General features: G+C 64.7%; 16 protein-coding genes. 8 read left to right on the top strand and 8 right to left on the bottom strand.

Annotated elements, in window-relative coordinates; translation table 11 throughout:
* The first annotated feature begins 67 nt into the window (after positions 1-67).
* Positions 68-481 (top strand): hypothetical protein, encoded by a 414-nt coding sequence (locus tag IED13_RS19310; protein ID WP_191125148.1) that lies wholly within the window; start codon positions 68-70, stop codon positions 479-481.
* A gap of 279 nt (positions 482-760) precedes the next feature.
* On the opposite strand, the gene IED13_RS29255 is transcribed toward IED13_RS19310, so the two are convergent.
* Both IED13_RS29255 and IED13_RS19300 read right to left on the bottom strand, forming a co-directional pair.
* Positions 761-934 carry an MbcA/ParS/Xre antitoxin family protein gene (locus IED13_RS29255; protein WP_318652290.1) on the bottom strand — a complete coding sequence of 58 codons (174 nt, stop codon included), beginning with the start codon at positions 932-934 and terminating at the stop codon, positions 761-763.
* A gap of 189 nt (positions 935-1,123) precedes the next feature.
* The gene (locus tag IED13_RS19300) at positions 1,124-1,306 is read right to left on the bottom strand and encodes a hypothetical protein (protein ID WP_191125147.1); all 183 of its coding nucleotides are present in this window, start codon (positions 1,304-1,306) and stop codon (positions 1,124-1,126) included.
* 589 nt (positions 1,307-1,895) lie between these two features.
* Here IED13_RS19300 and IED13_RS19295 point away from each other — a divergent pair.
* Positions 1,896-2,789 carry a MurR/RpiR family transcriptional regulator gene (locus IED13_RS19295; protein WP_191125146.1) on the top strand — a complete coding sequence of 298 codons (894 nt, stop codon included), beginning with the start codon at positions 1,896-1,898 and terminating at the stop codon, positions 2,787-2,789.
* 36 nt (positions 2,790-2,825) lie between these two features.
* Here IED13_RS19295 and IED13_RS19290 read toward each other — a convergent pair whose 3' ends face one another.
* From IED13_RS19290 to IED13_RS19265, 6 genes are all read right to left on the bottom strand, one after another.
* Positions 2,826-3,722 carry an ABC transporter substrate-binding protein gene (locus IED13_RS19290; protein ID WP_191125145.1) on the bottom strand — a complete coding sequence of 299 codons (897 nt, stop codon included), beginning with the start codon at positions 3,720-3,722 and terminating at the stop codon, positions 2,826-2,828.
* 27 nt (positions 3,723-3,749) lie between these two features.
* Complete coding sequence (locus IED13_RS19285) at positions 3,750-4,895, bottom strand: ABC transporter ATP-binding protein (RefSeq protein WP_191125144.1); 1,146 nt, start codon at positions 4,893-4,895, stop codon at positions 3,750-3,752.
* Between the two features lie 2 nt (positions 4,896-4,897).
* On the bottom strand, positions 4,898-5,722 hold the full coding sequence (locus IED13_RS19280) for a carbohydrate ABC transporter permease (RefSeq protein WP_191125143.1): 825 nt from the start codon (positions 5,720-5,722) through the stop codon (positions 4,898-4,900).
* On the bottom strand, positions 5,719-6,630 hold the full coding sequence (locus tag IED13_RS19275; protein WP_191125142.1) for a carbohydrate ABC transporter permease: 912 nt from the start codon (positions 6,628-6,630) through the stop codon (positions 5,719-5,721). The genes IED13_RS19280 and IED13_RS19275 overlap by 4 nt, the downstream gene beginning before the upstream one ends.
* A gap of 145 nt (positions 6,631-6,775) precedes the next feature.
* A complete protein-coding gene (locus IED13_RS19270) occupies positions 6,776-8,005 on the bottom strand; it encodes an ABC transporter substrate-binding protein (protein ID WP_248312671.1) in 1,230 nt (409 codons plus the stop codon).
* A 37-nt stretch (positions 8,006-8,042) separates the two neighbouring features.
* Positions 8,043-9,476, bottom strand: a complete 1,434-nt coding sequence (locus IED13_RS19265; protein ID WP_191125140.1) for a M24 family metallopeptidase — start codon at positions 9,474-9,476, stop codon at positions 8,043-8,045.
* Between the two features lie 1,009 nt (positions 9,477-10,485).
* Here IED13_RS19265 and IED13_RS19260 point away from each other — a divergent pair.
* The 6 genes from IED13_RS19260 to IED13_RS19235 all read left to right on the top strand — a co-directional run bounded on the left by IED13_RS19260 (position 10,486) and on the right by IED13_RS19235 (position 16,262).
* Positions 10,486-10,839, top strand: coding sequence for a hypothetical protein (locus IED13_RS19260; protein ID WP_191125139.1), 354 nt, complete (start codon positions 10,486-10,488; stop codon positions 10,837-10,839).
* A gap of 56 nt (positions 10,840-10,895) precedes the next feature.
* Entirely contained in the window at positions 10,896-11,093 is a 198-nt protein-coding gene (locus tag IED13_RS19255; protein ID WP_191125173.1) for a hypothetical protein, read from the top strand.
* 1 nt (position 11,094) lies between these two features.
* The gene (locus tag IED13_RS19250; RefSeq protein WP_142020937.1) at positions 11,095-11,352 is read left to right on the top strand and encodes a hypothetical protein; all 258 of its coding nucleotides are present in this window, start codon (positions 11,095-11,097) and stop codon (positions 11,350-11,352) included.
* A 316-nt stretch (positions 11,353-11,668) separates the two neighbouring features.
* The gene (locus IED13_RS19245; protein WP_191125138.1) at positions 11,669-12,628 is read left to right on the top strand and encodes a class I mannose-6-phosphate isomerase; all 960 of its coding nucleotides are present in this window, start codon (positions 11,669-11,671) and stop codon (positions 12,626-12,628) included.
* Entirely contained in the window at positions 12,625-14,892 is a 2,268-nt protein-coding gene (locus tag IED13_RS19240; protein ID WP_191125137.1) for a glycosyltransferase family 4 protein, read from the top strand. Before IED13_RS19245 ends, IED13_RS19240 begins: the two co-directional genes overlap by 4 nt.
* 38 nt (positions 14,893-14,930) lie before the next feature.
* Complete coding sequence (locus IED13_RS19235; protein ID WP_191125136.1) at positions 14,931-16,262, top strand: glycoside hydrolase family 130 protein; 1,332 nt, start codon at positions 14,931-14,933, stop codon at positions 16,260-16,262.
* Positions 16,263-16,270 lie beyond the last annotated feature (8 nt).

Below are 16,270 nucleotides of genomic sequence, written 5' to 3'. Positions count from 1 at the left end.
CTCGATTTTTGCGGCGCCAGAAGCTTGGACATCCATCCAGGACCTGGCGGACGACGCCTTGAACGTCTTGCTGAAGCGGTTGCGGGACCTGCGCGACAAGGCCAGCAGCCACGCCAACCAGCAGCGGCGCGAGATGCGCGGCAAATCGCCTCCCAAAGGTGCGGAGCCCAGCAGCGGACATGCCGGGTCGAGCCTGAAGGCAACAACGCTGTCGGCTGCCCTGAAACGACTGAATGCCGAGATTCAGCGTCGCGCCGAGATGGCGAAGAACCATAGCCTGATCGAGAACGCCCAGCGCGCGCTCGAACTCAAGATGCACGCGCAGCAGAACAACATCCCGTTCAACACCCGGCACGCCAATCGGGGCATGCACGACATCCCGGACAAGGAGGTGAATTCGCTGATCCGCCCGGCGGAACGGGGACGCCTTCGCAAGGCATCCCATGTCGCCCAGGCGAAACGCGATTCCTCAGGTCACTGAAAACCTCGACAGCGCAGCGCGGATCGGAGCCTCGATTTTCCCGGTCGCCCGGTAGGTGTGGATAGGCCGCACACGGCGCGCTCGCATCCGACCTCATCACGTCCGCCATAGGATCCCCCTGTTATTTGGTCAGGGTGTGCATCTGCTACGCTTGCGGCATTCAGCCTGAGTGAGGTCGCCCTCAGCGTGAATCTGGCGGACGTGAAGGCCAGGATGGCTGTTCAGTTGACGGCATGTCCTCGACCGTCTCTCTTTTACAGCGGCAGGACTCTTCCAAACTCAGTTGAGAGCGCGACGCACTTCCAGATAGGCGATGACATCAACGAGCCCGGCCACGGTCTGCAACTTCTCGATCGGCCGAGCATCGAGGGTGGCATTCGGGCTGACAAGCCAGCTTGCGGCTACCTGATCGTCGCCGCCGGCAACTGCATCGAGCGAGCAAAACAACTGCACGAAAAGAACGGCAAGCTCGAACGGCTTCGTGCCGGGCTCAAAGTGCAGAGCTACCGCGCCTGATGTGCGCCACTGTCGCCTCGTTGAGACCGATGATCGCTGCAAATGCCCCCGCAGGAATCTTGAGTTGATCCGCAGCCCGAATGGCAGCTTCGGTGATGATCGCGCTCTCGCTGGAGATTGAGTGCATCAGCCAAAGTCTCTGGTGGCGACCAACAAGACCTCTTCGACGGCTCCTTGTTTGAGACGGTCGAGCGGCGTGCCAACAAGATCGAAGCTACGTCGATAGAGCGAGCCGAGCCGCCAGAGTTCAGGCCCGAAGCGAAAATTGCCATTGCTGCCGCGCGTCAGGAAGCGTGTGTGTTCGAGCAAGGCGGCGCTCTTGCTTGCTGTCCGGCTGAGGTGACTTTGCGGCCGTTGGCGGGCGCCGAAAGCACCCAGGCCGAGTTGTTCCTGGCTTGGCCGGACACCAGCGGAAACCCCGTCGTTTCGGCCGTTCTACCGACTGTCCAATCACCAAGCCTGATTGGAGCCGATGATGGCGAAAGTCCCGTCGGGTGAAAAGAGACGGCGAAATCGCGATGATGAATGCGAGTGACTTCGGCATGCACAGGGTCGTTCGACATCGCCGCCATGCCGTGCGGGCGCACCACGCTGCTTCTGCGGTCTTCGCCGGATTTCCGCCGCGAAGACCAACACATTTGATCCCAGGATCCTGGGGCCAAGGTGAACCGTAATTGGATTAAGAGTGGAGCACGCGGCGAGACGTAAGTTTATACCTAGAATGGAGCCGTCGCGAACCGCGAGCTTCACTTTTCGCCGGATTGAGACGCCGGTTTGCGACCGGAGCAGCAGTTCCTCACATCATCCCGACCCATGCCCATGATCGTGCCGTTGACGAGACGGCCGGTTTACGATGCAACGTTGAGGACCATCGCGGTTGATCGGTACTCATATCTCCATGACGAAACCGGATGCTTCCTCGCTCCCCCGCTCGCTGGAAGCACGCATCTTTGCTGCTTATGCCGGCCTGACACCGTCCGAGCGTCGGCTCGCGGATGTGCTGCTGCGCCATCAGATGACTATTTCAGACCTTACGGCGGGCGAACTCGCAGGGATGGCCGGGGTCTCGAAGGCGACGGCGGCGCGGTTGTTCCGAGCCCTCGGATACACCTCCGTCCCGGCGGCCAAGCACCAGATTCGAACCGACCAGCTCTGGGGTTCGCCGCGCGCCGGCCTCACCGATCCCGACCGGGCGCCGTCCAGCGAGGTTTCGTTGCAGCACGTCATCGAGTCTGATCTCGTCAATATCCGGGATACGGCGGCAACCCTGTCCGAGGAGGCACTGGTCCAGATCACCGAGGCGATCGTCGCCGCGCGCCGGCTCTGGATCATGGGCCTGCGCAGCGGCTACGGGCTTGCCCATCACGCCGCTCACTATTTCACGCTGGTCAAGGACGACGTCCAGGTCCTGCCTGCCGGCGGAGCCTCCTATTCCCACGAGATCGCCTCGATCGCTCCCGGCGACGTCTTCATGGTCATCGCCTTTCGCAGGCGCCCCCGACTTCTGCCGGTGATTCTCGCCGAGGCGGCGGCCAGCGGGGCGATCACCGTACTGATCACCGATCTCAGCATCGACGAGCGTTCTGCCGCCGCCCATCACGTGCTGCGCTGCCGCTGCCAGTCGCCCTCCCCCTTCAACTCCTTCGTCGCGGCGGTGCCGATCATCAATTTCCTGGCATGGAGCGTCGCGGCGGCGTCGGGGGAAGCCAGCCTCGCGCGCTTCCGGCGCGTCGACAGCCTGGTGAGCCTGCTTGACGACGTCGCGACGCCGAAGCTCGGTCAGCGTCGCTGAGGCGGGCCGCGGCCGAAGCCGTCTTGCTGCGGGCCCTCAGGCCGGCGCAGCCGGGCGCGCGTCGATCAGTGCGTCGTAGGGGATCGGAGCTGCGGTCAAATGACCGTCCGCGATGCCGCGCTGCCAACGCTCATAGCTGGCGGCATCGATGCGCGGCGTCGTCCACATGCCGCAAGCCCGGTATTCGTTGGTGAGGCGGACGAGGAGATCGGGCGAAAGACGCGGGAAGGCCTGTGCCAGAAACTCCGCAATCTCGCGGGCATCATGCGCAAGCACCTGCTCCATGCCGCGTCCGAGGCCGCGCATGAAGCGCCGTTGCCGGTCGAGCCGTTCGGGGGAAGCCTCGCCCTCGGCGTAGTAGACGCTCCATGGCACGTCGCCTCCGACGATGGCGAGCGGGGCGGCCACATGACCGACGCCGGCGAGCTCAAGCGCCGCGGCGTTGGGATAGTCGATCGCCAGGAAGTCGGCCATGCCACCGCGGAACAGGTCGGACAGCATCGCGCCGTCGAGATCCTGGATGAAGCCGACCTCGCGCGGGTCGATACCGTTCTCGCGCAGGAGGAGCTTGACGAAGAGCCCGACGCTCGCACCGTTGCTGCCCTTCATTGCGATGACTTTGCCGGGCAGGTCACGCCAGGAGAAGGACGCTCTCGGCTGGCGGCCGAGGAGGGCGAGCGGCGCGCGTGCCGCCATCTGCGCGAAAGGCACGTAATGCTTGCCCCGGCCGCGGAACATGGACGGCACCCAGATGCCGCCCAGCACGGCATCGGCCGTGCCGTTGCCGAGCTCGTCCAGCACCAGATCCCAGGGCTTGGGCACGCTGACCGTGACCTCGAGGCCCTCTTCGGCGAAGTACCCCTGTCGAGCTGCGACATATTCCGGCAGATAGTTCAGGCTGTGGCCGGTCGCGCTGATGTGGAAGCGTTGCATGGCAGGAAATCCCGCTGGCTGGAGAGATCAGACCGTGAGGCGTCGGCCGGTTTCGGCATCGAACCAGGTCACATCCTCGGTCGAGAAACCGAGCGTGCAGCGTGCGCCGATCGCGATGCGCCGCACGCCGGGCATGCGCACGAAGATCAGGTCGTGGTCGAGCAAATGCTCCTCCGACGCGCCCGTGAGCAGCCGGCAGCCGATGACCGTCTCGGCGCCGAGGCTTTCCACGACTGCGACTTCCGCCGGAAGCGCCCCTTCGCCTTCGGGGAGTAGCCGCAGCTTTTCCGGGCGGATGCCGAGGATCTGCTTGCTTCCGCCCGGCACCGGGCCGGCATAGGCGAAGCCGAGGGAGGGCGGCACGGTCAGGCGGCCCCTGCCGGCGACGACGGGGATCAGGTTCATCGCCGGAGAGCCGATGAACCTGGCCACGAATGTATTGGCGGGCTCCGCGTAGATCTCGTCGGGCGTGCCGATCTGCTGCACGACGCCGCGGTCGAGGATGATGATCCGCGTCGCCATCGTCATCGCTTCGATCTGATCGTGGGTCACGTAGACGAAGGTCTTGCCCACCTTGTGGTGGAGCGAGGATATCTCGGCGCGCATCTGCGTGCGCAGCTTGGCGTCGAGATTGGAGAGCGGCTCGTCGAGCAGATACACCGAGGGATCGCGGACGAGCGCGCGGGCGAGCGCCACGCGCTGGCGCTGCCCTCCCGATAGCCCCGCCGGGCGACGCTCCAGCAGGGGTTCGAGCTCGAGCTGGCGGGCGATGGCCTGGGTCCGCCGCGCGATGTCGGGGTTGCGCATCAGGCGCCGGCGCATGATGGAGTTCAGCACAGGCAGATGATGCCAGGGCCGGAAAGCGTCCATGATCAGCGGGAAGCTGATATTCCCGCGCACCGTCATATGCGGATAGAGCGCATAGGACTGGAAGACGAAGGCTATCCCCCGCTGCTTCGGCGACCAGTCATTCGCCCTTGTCCCGTCGAAACGCAGCTCTCCGGACGAGATCTCGGTCAGGCCGGCGATCATCCGCAGCAGGGTCGACTTGCCGCAACCCGAAGGGCCGAGCAGCACCAGGAACTCGCCGTCCGGTATCGAAGCCGACAGCGAGGGAATGATCGTGGCCTCTCCGAAGGATTTCGAGAGCTTGTCGAGAACGAGTTCCGGCATGGCTATCCTTTGACGGCTCCGGAGGTCAGTCCGGAGACGATGCGGCGCTGGATGAGCAGGAAGAAGGTGATCGCCGGCAGGCTGAACAGTAGCGCCGTGCCCATGACCACCGAAAGCGGCGTCTCGTACTGCCCGATGAAGGAGGCAAGCCCGACACTGGCCGGCCAGAGCTCCCGATTCATCAGGAAGGTCGAGGCGAAGAGATATTCGTTCCAGCCGGCGAAAAAGGCGATGACGGCCGCCGCGGCGAGGCTCGGCGCCACAAGAGGCAGCACGATCATGCAGAGGATGCCGAAGCGCGGGCAGTTGTCGACCTGCGCCGATTCCTCGATCTCGTAGGGCACCGTGTCGATGGCACCCTTGATAATGAAGGTGGCGACCGGCAGGGAAAAAGCCGCATTGGCCAGTGCCAGGCCGGCGAGATCGTTCAGCAGGCCGAGCGTGATGAACATCGCATAGAGCGGCACGAGGATCAGTGCCTCGGGCACCACCTGCGTCATGAACAGCAGGAAGCCGACCAAGCCGCGCCCGCGGAAACGGAAGCGGCTGAGCGCGTAGCCCGCCAGCGAGCCGAGCAGCAGACTCACCACCGTGGTGCCGGCGGCAATGACGAGCGAATTGACCATCCAGCGCCCGGCCGGCACCTCCCGTATCGCGGCGAGCAGGCTGCCGAGATTGCCGAGCTGCGGCCAGGGCACCTGGCGGCCGACATAGAGCTGGTCCTGGTCGGACAGCGCCGTGGTCGCCATCCAGTAGACCGGGAAGCCCGCCAGCACGGCCAGCAGCCCGATGAGCAGAAAGCGTGGAAGCTTGCCCAGAGATGTCATCGATCCGCCATCCAGCGTGTGCGCCGCCTGTCGACCGTCTGGTGAATCGCGGCAATGAGAAGGGCGAGGAGGAGCCCGACGGCGCCATAGGCGCTCGCCATGCCGAGTTCATGCGCCTCGAAGGCTGTCTGGCGAATACGGACCACCAGCGTCGAGGTGCTGCCGAGCGGACCGCCTCCGGTGAGCAGATAGATGATATCGAAGCGCCGGATCGACCACACGGCCACCAGCAGGCTGGCGAGTTGCACCGCCGGCAGGATGTGAGGCCAGGTCACGGCGCGGAAGACGTTGAGCGGGTCGGCGCCGTCGACGCGCGCCGCCTCCCGCACCTCCTCCGGCACCGATTGCAGCGCCGCCAGCACCACCAGCATGACGAAGGGCGCCACCTGCCAGATCGTGACCAGGAGGATGGAAGGCAGCGCCCAGTCGATGCTGGTCAGCCAGCGCAGGCGCGAAAGGCCGATGCCGGTCAGGATCTGGTTGAGAACGCCGGAGCGTTCGTTGAACATCCACAGCCAGATCAGCGCTGCCGCGACGTTCGGGACCGCCCAGCCGAACAGCAGCACCGCGCGGATGACCGCCCGCCCGCGGAAGGGCCGGTTGATCGCGAAGGCTGAGACGACACCTAGCGCAACGCCCAGCACGACGGCGCAGCTCGCGTAGAGGATCGTCGCCTTGAGTGAGGCATAGAAGGCGGGCGTCTCGATCAGTCGCGCGTAATTCGCCAGTCCGACGAAGTCTCCCTCGTTCGGCGTGGCGAGCTTGGCATTGGTCAGGCTCATCCACATCTGGCGGGCGAGCGGCCAGAACATGAACAGGCCGAGATAGGTGATCGGCGGCAGAATGAAGGCGTAGGGCAGAGCCCTCGTGCCGAACGGCCTCGCTGCGGATAGCGCCCTTGCGGACATCGATTCTCGCCCCTCCCCGCGACCGTTTCGTCGCTCGGCTTGCTGCTTTGCCTTCGCCTGTCGCGCGCCCTGTGAGAGGCCTGCGTCCCTACCCTCGATCGTGAGCCCGCTATAAGCCAGCCCGCCGAACGGCCCGAGACATGTCCTAGAAGCGCGCGAGTGCCTGCTTCTGGGCCTCGTCCAGCGCGGTCTTCGGGGCGACGCCCGCGACGATCACCTTCTCGACGGCCTCCATGACCAGACGCATGATCGACGGCGTCTTGGTCTCGTAGCCCGGGATCAGCGTGCTGCGTGCCTTCAGGGCAAGCGCGGCGAAGGAGTCGGCCCAGGGATTGGCGGCACGGAAGGCGTCGGTCAGCGGCACGTCGGTCGCCAGCGTGTCCGGTCCGGATGCGTCGCGCAGGGCTTGCTGACCCTCGCGGCCGAGAAGCCAGGACAGGAAGGCAAGTGCCTCGTTCTGGTTCTTCGAATGGCGGGAGATGCCGAGGAATATCTGCTGATAGGCGCCCGGCTGCGGGAAGGGCAAGGCGGCGGCGCCGACATCGCCGGCGGCGAGCGGCCCTCCGGACGCGATGTTGAGCGTGCCGCCGCTATTGTCGATGCTGAGGCCGATCTGGCGCTGCTTGAAACGCATGCGCTGGGTCGGCATGTCATCGCCGATCGGCACGATGCTGGCGTCATAGACCTTCTTGAAGGCCGCGACAGCCGCGACCGCTTCGGGGGTGTTCAATGTCAGCTTGCCCTGGCCGTCCACCCAGTTGGTGCCATAGCCATAGGCCCAGTTCTGGAAATCCATGAACCAGCCGGAGAAATCCGCCATCTGGTGCCGGGAGGAGAAGCCGACCGCGCCAGTCTTGTCCTGGATCGCCCTGGCGGCGGCGATCAGCCCGTCGATGTCGCGGGGGATCGCAACGCCGGCGGCCTCGACCAGCTTCCTGTTGTAGATCAACGCATAGGCGGCGCGCTGCCAGGCCACGCCCAGCCGCTTGCCCTTGAAGACGCCCTGCTCGTTGGTAACGTTGAGCGCGACACCCTCGGCCGCCTTGTCGAGCGGGACCAGGAAGCTGGCATCGGCGAGGGAGAAGAACAGGCCTTCCTGCATCAGCGCGATGTCAGGGCCCTGCCCGGCGCCGAGCTCGGTCGTGATCTTGTCGTTGAAATCGGCCGAGGGGATCGCCTCCTGCTGCAATGTCACATGGGGCGCGATCTGCTGGTACTTCTGCAGTGCAGCCCAGAGGCTCTTGCCGCGCAGGGCGTCGAGCCATTGCGAATTGGCGACGACGAGCGTGACCGGCTTCGCCTGTGCCCGCGCCGGGAGCGCGGCAGCAGCGCAGGTCACGCCGAGTGCGGAAACGAGGCTACGGCGCGTCAGCATCATCGCAATCCTTTTCCGCCAGCGCAGGCGCTGGCTTTCAGAGCTTGACCCGGTGAGGTTCCAGCGGCGTGTGGCAGGACAGGTTCTCCGCCCCAGCGGCCGTGACGAGATAGCAGTCGCCGACATTGCAGCCGGCCACCATCGGATCGAGCCACTGCGAATGGAGCACGAAGGTCATGCCCGGCTCCAGCCGGTCGTGGTTGTTCGAAGCGATGTTGTAATGCGTGAATTTCGGCATCGAGACCTGGTGGCCGGCATTGGGATTGTGCGGGCCCAGCGTCGCCGGATAGACATGCATCAGCCGGCGCCCCTGCCGCTCCCAATCCTCGTCCGGCACCGCCTGGCGCGGCACCCGCCGCGGCGAGCCATCCTCGTTGGCGTTCCAGTTGTAGGGCATGGTGCGGCTGTCGGCGGAGCCGAGATAGCCGCGCCGGATATAGGGCTCGAAGGAAGCGTTCGCGACCTCCGAAACCAGCGCGCCCGGCTTGACGTGCGCGGCCGCGGCGCGCACGCCCTCCACGCACATCTCCAGCACCTCCTCCTGCTTCGGCGTGATCGTGCCGACCGCGATCATGCGCGCGATCTGCGCGTTGTAGCCACGATAGGTCGTGGCGGAGATGTAGAGATTGATCAGGTCGCCATCGCGGACGACATGGCCGTAGGGCTTGCCGCAAGCCGTGCCCCAGCGGTTGATGCCGATCTGGTAGCCATCGCCGCTTTCGCCGCCACGGGCGAGCTGGGCATAGGTGAAGGCAGCGTAGATTTCATGATCCGTCACGCCTGGCCGGGTGACGTGATAGGCTGCCTGGATGCCGATATCGGCGAGCTGGGCGGCGGCGCGCACCAGCCTCTGCTCGGCCGGGCTGCGCAGGCGCTGCATCCGGTCGACGATATCCTGTGCCGCGATGAAGCTCGCCTTCGGCAGCTCCGCCTTCAGCCCGTTCCAGTATCCTGCGGAGGTCGCATCGCCGATCGTGCCGATCTGCGCGCGGGCGAACCCCTGATCGTGCAGGAAACCCGCGACTGCCGCGACGACGCGATCCACCATCCTGCCCGGGCGGTTATAGCTCTCGCGCCCCCAGGTCCCGACCTGCCAGATGTCCTCGACCAGCAGCGGTTCGCCGGCCGGCGGCAGCAACACCGAGGAGGAGAAGAACGAAAACAGCGTGAGTGGCTTGTCCTCGTCGGTCGGAATGACCAGCACGCCTTCCCGCGCCCAGTCGCAGATATAGCGGAGATAGGAATTGGAGACGTGATACCAGCCGATGCCGTCGGCATGCACCAGCGTCACATCGTGGCCTGCGACGGTAGCCTCGCGGCGGATGCGGCGCAGCCGGTCGACATATTCGGCCTCCGGCAGCGGATCGACCGGCTGAAAGATGAAGCTAGGCTCAAACCCGTCGAGAAGCCGCTCGAGGCGCCTCGCATCGATCCCTGCAGCAGAGTTCAGACTTACGACGGCCCGGTTCATGAGTATCTGTCCGCAATCTCGATAGTCCCGTCAGGCAAGATTACGATGAAAACAGGGGGCGTGAAGCTCACATCATGCCGCTTGACGCGGCAATGAGCCCGCTAAAACGCCATTTGGAAAAAATCGGCGACGTCATGAAAAAAGAAACTGGGTCGAACACCGCGCCGGCCGGAAATACCGCGAATTCTGCGGTGCTCCTTCATAGTCGGCTCCCGCAGTGTGAAAAAAAATGCACGCCTTCACGCGAAAATGCTTCACCCGCGCCCGCCAACCGAGGCGCAGCTGATTACGGAATAAGCCGCGTCTGCGACGCATGACGGGGGACAAGCACCGGCTGCGGAGCTCTTTCCCGGTGGTGTCATGTTGATTGCCTGCTGGACAAGGAAGCGAATTCGAACTCGTGGCAGGCTCAGGCCGTCGGCGCGCAATCGCAACTCGATGAGGCGGCCGCGCTGATGCTGGGCCAAATCCTAGAGAAGCATGGACTGGCGGCCGAAGCGTTACCTCCAACCGCGCTGTTGGCTCCCGGCATGGAGCGCCTTGCCGAGCGCGGTCCGCCACTGATCTGCCTATGCTATATCGGGCCGCACAACGCCGCTCACATGAAGTATGCCCTCAGGCGCCTTCGCCGCCGCCTGTCGATGGCGATCCTCGTGCTTGGTAAATTGTCGCCGGTTCCCAGTTCCCTGGCGGATATCAAAGTCCCCCCTTGCCGACGAAGTGGAAACCTCTCTTCGAGGCATCTGCAGGTTGTGCCTTCAGTTCGCAGAAAAAAGAGGCACAGCAGACGATCAAACGCCTCATCTCAAATGAGTAGAGATTTGTAAATGAATAATCTGAATTAACCGAATATTAATTGGAATTTCCAGCGTCATAAACTCATATAATGCGTGAAATGAAATTAATATTCGACCTCGCCTTCGTGAGAAAAATAACCTGAATTATTTTCTGTTTCCGTGCTATATTATTTAACGGGAGATTTTTCTTCCGCAAATCGGAAGGATTTTCCATGAAAATCTCCTCGCAAACCAAACCTGCCATCTGGGGCGCCGTTGGCGGTGCTGTTGCCCTTGCCATTGTCGGCTTCACCTGGGGTGGGTGGTCGACGGCTTCGTCGAGCGAACGCGTCGCGAAGCTCAGAGCTGAGAATGCCGTTGTCGCGGCCTTGTCTCCGATCTGCGTGAGCAACTTCCAGAAGCAGCCCAATGCCGATGCCGCCCTTGCCGAGCTGAAGAAGATCAGTTCGTGGAGCCAGGGCGATTTCATCGCCAAGGGCGGCTGGGCCACGATGATCGGTAGCCCGTCGCCGGACGCGGCCGTCGCCAAGGCCTGCGCCGAAACGCTCGGCACGGCCAAGACCTGAGACGATCGGCGACAGCCGCACGCAGCGACATCGCTCACGATCACGAGCCATTCCGCGTGAGCAGCGCGGAGATGGTGGCGATCATGTCGCCTCCTGCTCCGCAAGAGGAGTTTCATATGGCCAAGGGACAGACGCGCGGCAATCGAGAGGCCAAGAAGCCCAAGAAGAAAAAGGAAGCGGCGGCAGTGCCCGTGTCCGCAAAGGGCCTGCCAGTAGCGCTCGAACTCGCGGGAAAACCGGAGAAGAAGAGCTGACATGAATACCCGCAGCCGGGAAACCACGGTCACATTCAGGAAGCCGTTCAGGCTGAGCGTGTTGGACCATACGCAGCCTGCCGGCACCTACCGCGTGGTGGTCGACGAGGAGGAGATTCCAGCCGCCTCGTTCCTGGCCTATCGCCAGATCGCCACCATGCTGCACACGCCGTCTCTATCTTCGTCGGGCAGCTCACAGGTGTTCGCGGTGAGCCCGGGCGAACTGGCCAGCGCGTTGGAGGCCGACCTCAGCGCTTGAAGCGTACCGGTGTGGAGGCCCGCGCGACAGCCTCCGCAGCGCCGTTACATGCGATATGCGCGGCGGACGACCGCGATGCCTCACCTCTGCCATCGCGCGTTTCGATCCCGAGTCGAACAACCGGATCGATCCGATCGCTCGGAAGATTGCTCCAAAACCAGGGGTGCAGCTGGCGTCCTTCTGACCCGCGCCAGCCAGCCGACGCCGCTCGCAATACGCGATCGCTTGCGCCGGCGCCCGCGAACGGCCGCAGCCCAAGGCCGGCGTGGGACGATCCGTCGGTCGATGTTCGGCCGCACGAACCAGGAGCCCTATCATGGCGCTCGAACAAGCCTGCATGGAACTGATCCCCAAGCCCTGGGGGTCGACCGACCTTCTTCCTTGGAGTGGAACCGGGCATCTCAGCGTTCCAATCGGCGAACTCTGGTTCCAGCGCTGCGACAAACACGCGCCGGAACCGGCCTTGTTGCTCAAACTCCTGTTCACGCGGGAGGCCCTGTCGATCCAGGTGCACCCGGACGATGCCGCCGCCCATGGGATGGAGCTGCCGCGCGGCAAGACGGAAGCCTGGTACATCCTGTCCGCTACATCTGACGCCGCAGTCGGAGTCGGCCTCAAGGCGGTCGTTACCCCCGAGCAATTGCGGGCGGCCGTTGCCGATGGCTCGATTGCCCGGTTTGTCGCATGGCACAAGCCGCACGCGGGGGAGGTCATCGCCGTCCCGGCCGGGACGATCCACGCGATCGGCGCTGGCCTGGTGCTCGCCGAGATCCAGCAGCGCAGCGATACGACGTTCCGTCTCTTCGATCATGGCCGTGCCCGCGACCTTCATATTGAGCAGGGCGTGGCGGTCGCTCATGTTGGCCCCACGAAACGCACCGCGCCGGCACGGCGCCTGAGCGGCGTCCGGACCCTGCTCGTCGCAAATCCCTATTTCGTCTTCGAGCGGATTGACCTGCCTGCCGGATCGATCTGGGAGCTCGATGCCCGGTGCGAGACCTGGCTCGCTGCCATCGCCGGCGATGCCAGGATCGGCACTCTGCAAATCGGCGTTGGCCAGGGCTGCTTCATCGAGGCGCAGGCCGCGCGCATCGCGCCGGGCGAAGCCGGCCTGTCGTGCCTCGTCGCCTATGACGCCGCAACGCCCAGTCGTCACCTCCTGCAACGGGTCGACGGGGAGGGCATGCCGAAGTTCCGCGAGACGGTTTCACCGACGACCGGGCCGCCGCAGGCCGTTGCGAGCTCGCCAGTCCCGTCCACGGAGGCACGATCATGAGCCCGACCAAACGCATCGCCTTCATCGGCAACTCGCTGCCCCGCCGCTGCGGGATCGCGACCTTCACCACGGATCTGCAGCAGGCGATCGCATCCTCCGATGTCGACACCTCCATCGTCGCCATGAATGACGCGGGCGAGAGCTACGACTATCCGTTTTCCGTGCACTGCCAGATTTCCGACCAGCGGCTCGAAGACTATGCGCGTGCGGCCGATTTCCTGAACGAGGGCCGCTTCGATGTCGTCTCCCTCCAGCACGAGTTCGGCATCTTCGGCGGTGAGGCCGGAGGGCACATCATGGCGCTGCTGTCGCGCCTGACGATGCCCGTCGTGACCACGCTCCATACCGTGCTGTCCGAGCCGACCGCACTGCAGCGCAATGTGATGGAGCGGATCGTCGATGCCTCGGCGCGCGTGGTCGTCATGGCCGAAAAGGCGCGCGACCTGCTGCGAGCCGTCTACCGGCTGCCGGCGGACAAGATCGAGGTGATCGCGCACGGCATTCCCGAATTCGCCTTTGTCGAGCCCGACGAAGCCAAGGAACGACTGGGGTTCGCCGAGCACTCCGTCATCCTGACCTTCGGCCTTTTGTCACCCAACAAGGGCATCGAGGTGATGATCGACGCGATGCCCTCGATCCTGAGGCGCCGCCCTGACGCGATCTATGTCGTTCTGGGCGCGACGCATCCCAATCTGGTTCGCGAGCATGGCGAGGCCTATCGGGAGAGCCTGATGGCCCGCGTGCGCGAGCTCGGCGTCGAGGACCACGTCGTCTTCCTCAACCAGTTCGTCGATCAGGCGCGGCTGCTCAGCTTCATCTCGATGTGCGATGTCTATGTCACGCCCTATCTCAACGAGGCGCAGATGACATCCGGCACGCTGGCCTACAGTTTCGGGCTCGGCAAGGCCGTGGTTTCGACACCCTATTGGCACGCCAGGGAATTGCTCGCCGACGGCCGCGGCATCCTCGTGCCCTTCGGCGACGTCGTTGCCATCGGCAACGAGATCGCGGGTCTGCTGACCGATGCGCCCCGGCGCCAGGCCATGAGGCTGCGTGCCTATGCGAGCAGCCGCTCGATGACCTGGGAGCGGACTGCGAAGCGCTATCTCGCCGCTTTCGAGACAGCGCGCCGGGGTCGCGTGCTGAGCGTCATCGCTGATCATGGCGAGCCGAGGCTCCTGCCCGCAATCGTAGCGCCGCCCGAGATGCAAACCGGCCACCTCCTCTGCATGTGCGACGATACCGGCCTGTTCCAGCACGCCGTCCATTCCGTGCCGGATCGCGCGCATGGCTATTGCGTCGACGACAATGCCCGCGCCCTGCTCCTCGCCAGCGTTCTGAGCGGCGCCGGTGAGGCGCATCTGCCGGACGCGCTCACGGCGCGCTTCGCCTCCTTCGTCCAGCATGCCTGGAATCCCGATCGACGGCGCTTCCGCAACTTCATGAGCTTCAGCCGGCAATGGCTCGAGGAGGCCGGGTCGGAAGACAGTCATGGCCGCACGCTCTGGGCGCTCGGCGTTTGCGCGCGCGACGATGCGAGCGTTTCGCGGCGACGTTGGGCTGCGGCCCTGTTCGGCGAGGCCCTGCCCGTCATCGAGAGCTTCACCTCGCCGCGCGCCTGGGCCTTTGCCCTGCTCGGCCTCGATGCCCATTGCACCACCGCGGCTGCGGTCTCGTTGCGGACGGCCCTCGCCGACCGCCTCCTCGGCCTGATCTCAAAGGTCGAGACGCCGGATTGGGTCTGGTTCGAGGACGGGCTTTCCTATGACAATGCGCGCCTGCCTCAAGCCCTGATCACGACGGGATTGTCGATGCAGGTGCCGGCCTATGTCGAGGCCGGCCTGCGCTCTCTGCGCTGGCTCACGTATCTCCAGACGAATCCGGCAGGTCTGTTCAGGCCGGTCGGCTCAGAGAGCTTCGGCGACAAGCGCAGCGCACCGAAGGCTTTCGACCAGCAGCCGCTGGAGGCGACGGCGGCGATTTCCGCCTGCCTCGCCGCCTGGCGCGCCGACGGCGATCCGCAATGGCGCATCGAAGCCGCGCGGGCCTTTGCCTGGTTCCTGGGCGACAACGATCTCTCATCGTCGCTGGTCGACCTCGATACCGGCGCCTGCCGCGACGGCCTGCATCGTGATCGGCCAAATGAGAACCGCGGCGGCGAATCCGTGGTATCCTATCTGATCAGCCTCGCCGAGATTCGCCAGCTTGCCCGCGTCAGCGGGGATCGACCGAAACTGGCGCCGCTTCGGGTCTTGCACGCCTGAGCCTTCGGCGACCTTGCACAAACAGATCGGCGGACATCTTGTCCCAGCCCAGTTTCCTGAACAGGCAGGCCTTGTACCTGCATCCAGATCCCTCGAGGGTCGTCGTGCGTCGGTTCGGCCCGGCGGGCGAGCCCAGGGATTTCGGTGCCGCCGAAAAAGCCAAGGCGAACCATATCGTCGACCGGGTTCTGTCTCTCGCCCCGGAGGCGGCTGCGAGCCTGTTGGGCGAGGTGCTCGAGAACTTCAACGGTCGGCACCGCAATCTGCTGGAGAGGTTCGAGGCACGCGCCGACGAGATGGAGGGTGCCTTTGCCGCCCACGGTACCTTCACGAAGGTCCAGCGCCAGTTGGTCGGCTCCTATTTCATGCATGAGTATTCGTTCGAGGCGGCGGCACTCTTCAATCCGAGCATCGTGCTGCATCCCGACCAGTCCGACGCTCCCGCCGGCGGGCTCCGCTTCATCCTGAGCGTCCGCGCCGTCGGAGAAGGACATATCTCGTCCCTGACGTTCCGCGCGGGATCGATCGCGGCCAATGGCGACGTCAGCGTCGCTCCGACCTCGCGCCTGGCGACAATCGCAACCTTGCGCAACCGGATGGCGCGCCTCGATGGCGAGGACGTCGAGGTCGTCTTCGCGGCCGATAGCGACATCAGCGAGCGGGTGGTCTTTCCCGTGACCGCGTCCCAGTCGAACGGCATCGAGGATGCGCGCTTCGTCGCGTTCGAGGAAAGCGGCGAGACGATCTATCGCGCCACCTATACCGCCTATGACGGCAGGTCGATCCGCTCGGAACTGATCGAGACCCGCGACTTCCTGTCGTTCCGGCTGTCGCCGCTGCGCGGCTCCGCCGCCGTGAACAAAGGCATGGCGCTCTTTCCGCGCAAGCTCGGCGGCCGCTATGCGATGATCTCCCGGCAGGACAATGAAAATCTCCACCTGATCTATTCGGACGACCTTCTGGTCTGGGACGGTGGGGTCGCGATCCTGAAGCCGCAATTCCCGTGGGAGTTCGTGCAGATCGGTACCTGCGGCTCGCCCATCGAGCTCGACGAAGGCTGGCTGCTCCTGATCCACGGCGTCGGGGCGGTGCGGAAATACACGATCGGCGCCGTTCTGCTCGACAAGGCGGACCCGTCGAAAGTGCTGGCTCGCCTGCGCGAGCCGTTCGTTCAGCCCGAGCCCTCGGAGCGGGAAGGCTATGTTCCCAACGTCGTCTACACCTGCGGCGCGATGCGCCACGGCGATATGATTGTCCTGCCCTATGCGGTCTCGGACACCTTCTGCCATTTCGCCACGGTGAAGGTCGCAGCCCTCCTTGAAGCCATGGAAGCTGAAGATAGTTGGATGCGTGCCGGCACACAGGAATAGGCCGGCTA

It is taken from the genome of Allobosea spartocytisi (assembly GCF_014764685.1).
In the GTDB taxonomy this organism is placed as follows: Bacteria; Pseudomonadota; Alphaproteobacteria; order Rhizobiales; family Beijerinckiaceae; genus Allobosea; species Allobosea spartocytisi.
This window is presented reverse-complemented; position numbering and strand designations above follow the sequence as displayed.

Excerpts from the sequence above, each read along its gene's own strand:
- IED13_RS19295 (WP_191125146.1), top strand. The coding sequence starts at position 1,896 with ATGACGAAACCGGATGCTTCCTCGCTCCCCCGCTCGCTGGAAGCACGC.
- IED13_RS19290 (WP_191125145.1), bottom strand. The coding sequence starts at position 3,722 with ATGCAACGCTTCCACATCAGCGCGACCGGCCACAGCCTGAACTATCTG.
- IED13_RS19285 (WP_191125144.1), bottom strand. The coding sequence starts at position 4,895 with ATGCCGGAACTCGTTCTCGACAAGCTCTCGAAATCCTTCGGAGAGGCC.
- IED13_RS19280 (WP_191125143.1), bottom strand. The coding sequence starts at position 5,722 with ATGACATCTCTGGGCAAGCTTCCACGCTTTCTGCTCATCGGGCTGCTG.
- IED13_RS19275 (WP_191125142.1), bottom strand. The coding sequence starts at position 6,630 with ATGTCCGCAAGGGCGCTATCCGCAGCGAGGCCGTTCGGCACGAGGGCT.
- IED13_RS19270 (WP_248312671.1), bottom strand. The coding sequence starts at position 8,005 with ATGCTGACGCGCCGTAGCCTCGTTTCCGCACTCGGCGTGACCTGCGCT.
- IED13_RS19265 (WP_191125140.1), bottom strand. The coding sequence starts at position 9,476 with ATGAACCGGGCCGTCGTAAGTCTGAACTCTGCTGCAGGGATCGATGCG.
- IED13_RS19260 (WP_191125139.1), top strand. The coding sequence starts at position 10,486 with ATGAAAATCTCCTCGCAAACCAAACCTGCCATCTGGGGCGCCGTTGGC.
- IED13_RS19250 (WP_142020937.1), top strand. The coding sequence starts at position 11,095 with ATGAATACCCGCAGCCGGGAAACCACGGTCACATTCAGGAAGCCGTTC.
- IED13_RS19245 (WP_191125138.1), top strand. The coding sequence starts at position 11,669 with ATGGCGCTCGAACAAGCCTGCATGGAACTGATCCCCAAGCCCTGGGGG.
- IED13_RS19240 (WP_191125137.1), top strand. The coding sequence starts at position 12,625 with ATGAGCCCGACCAAACGCATCGCCTTCATCGGCAACTCGCTGCCCCGC.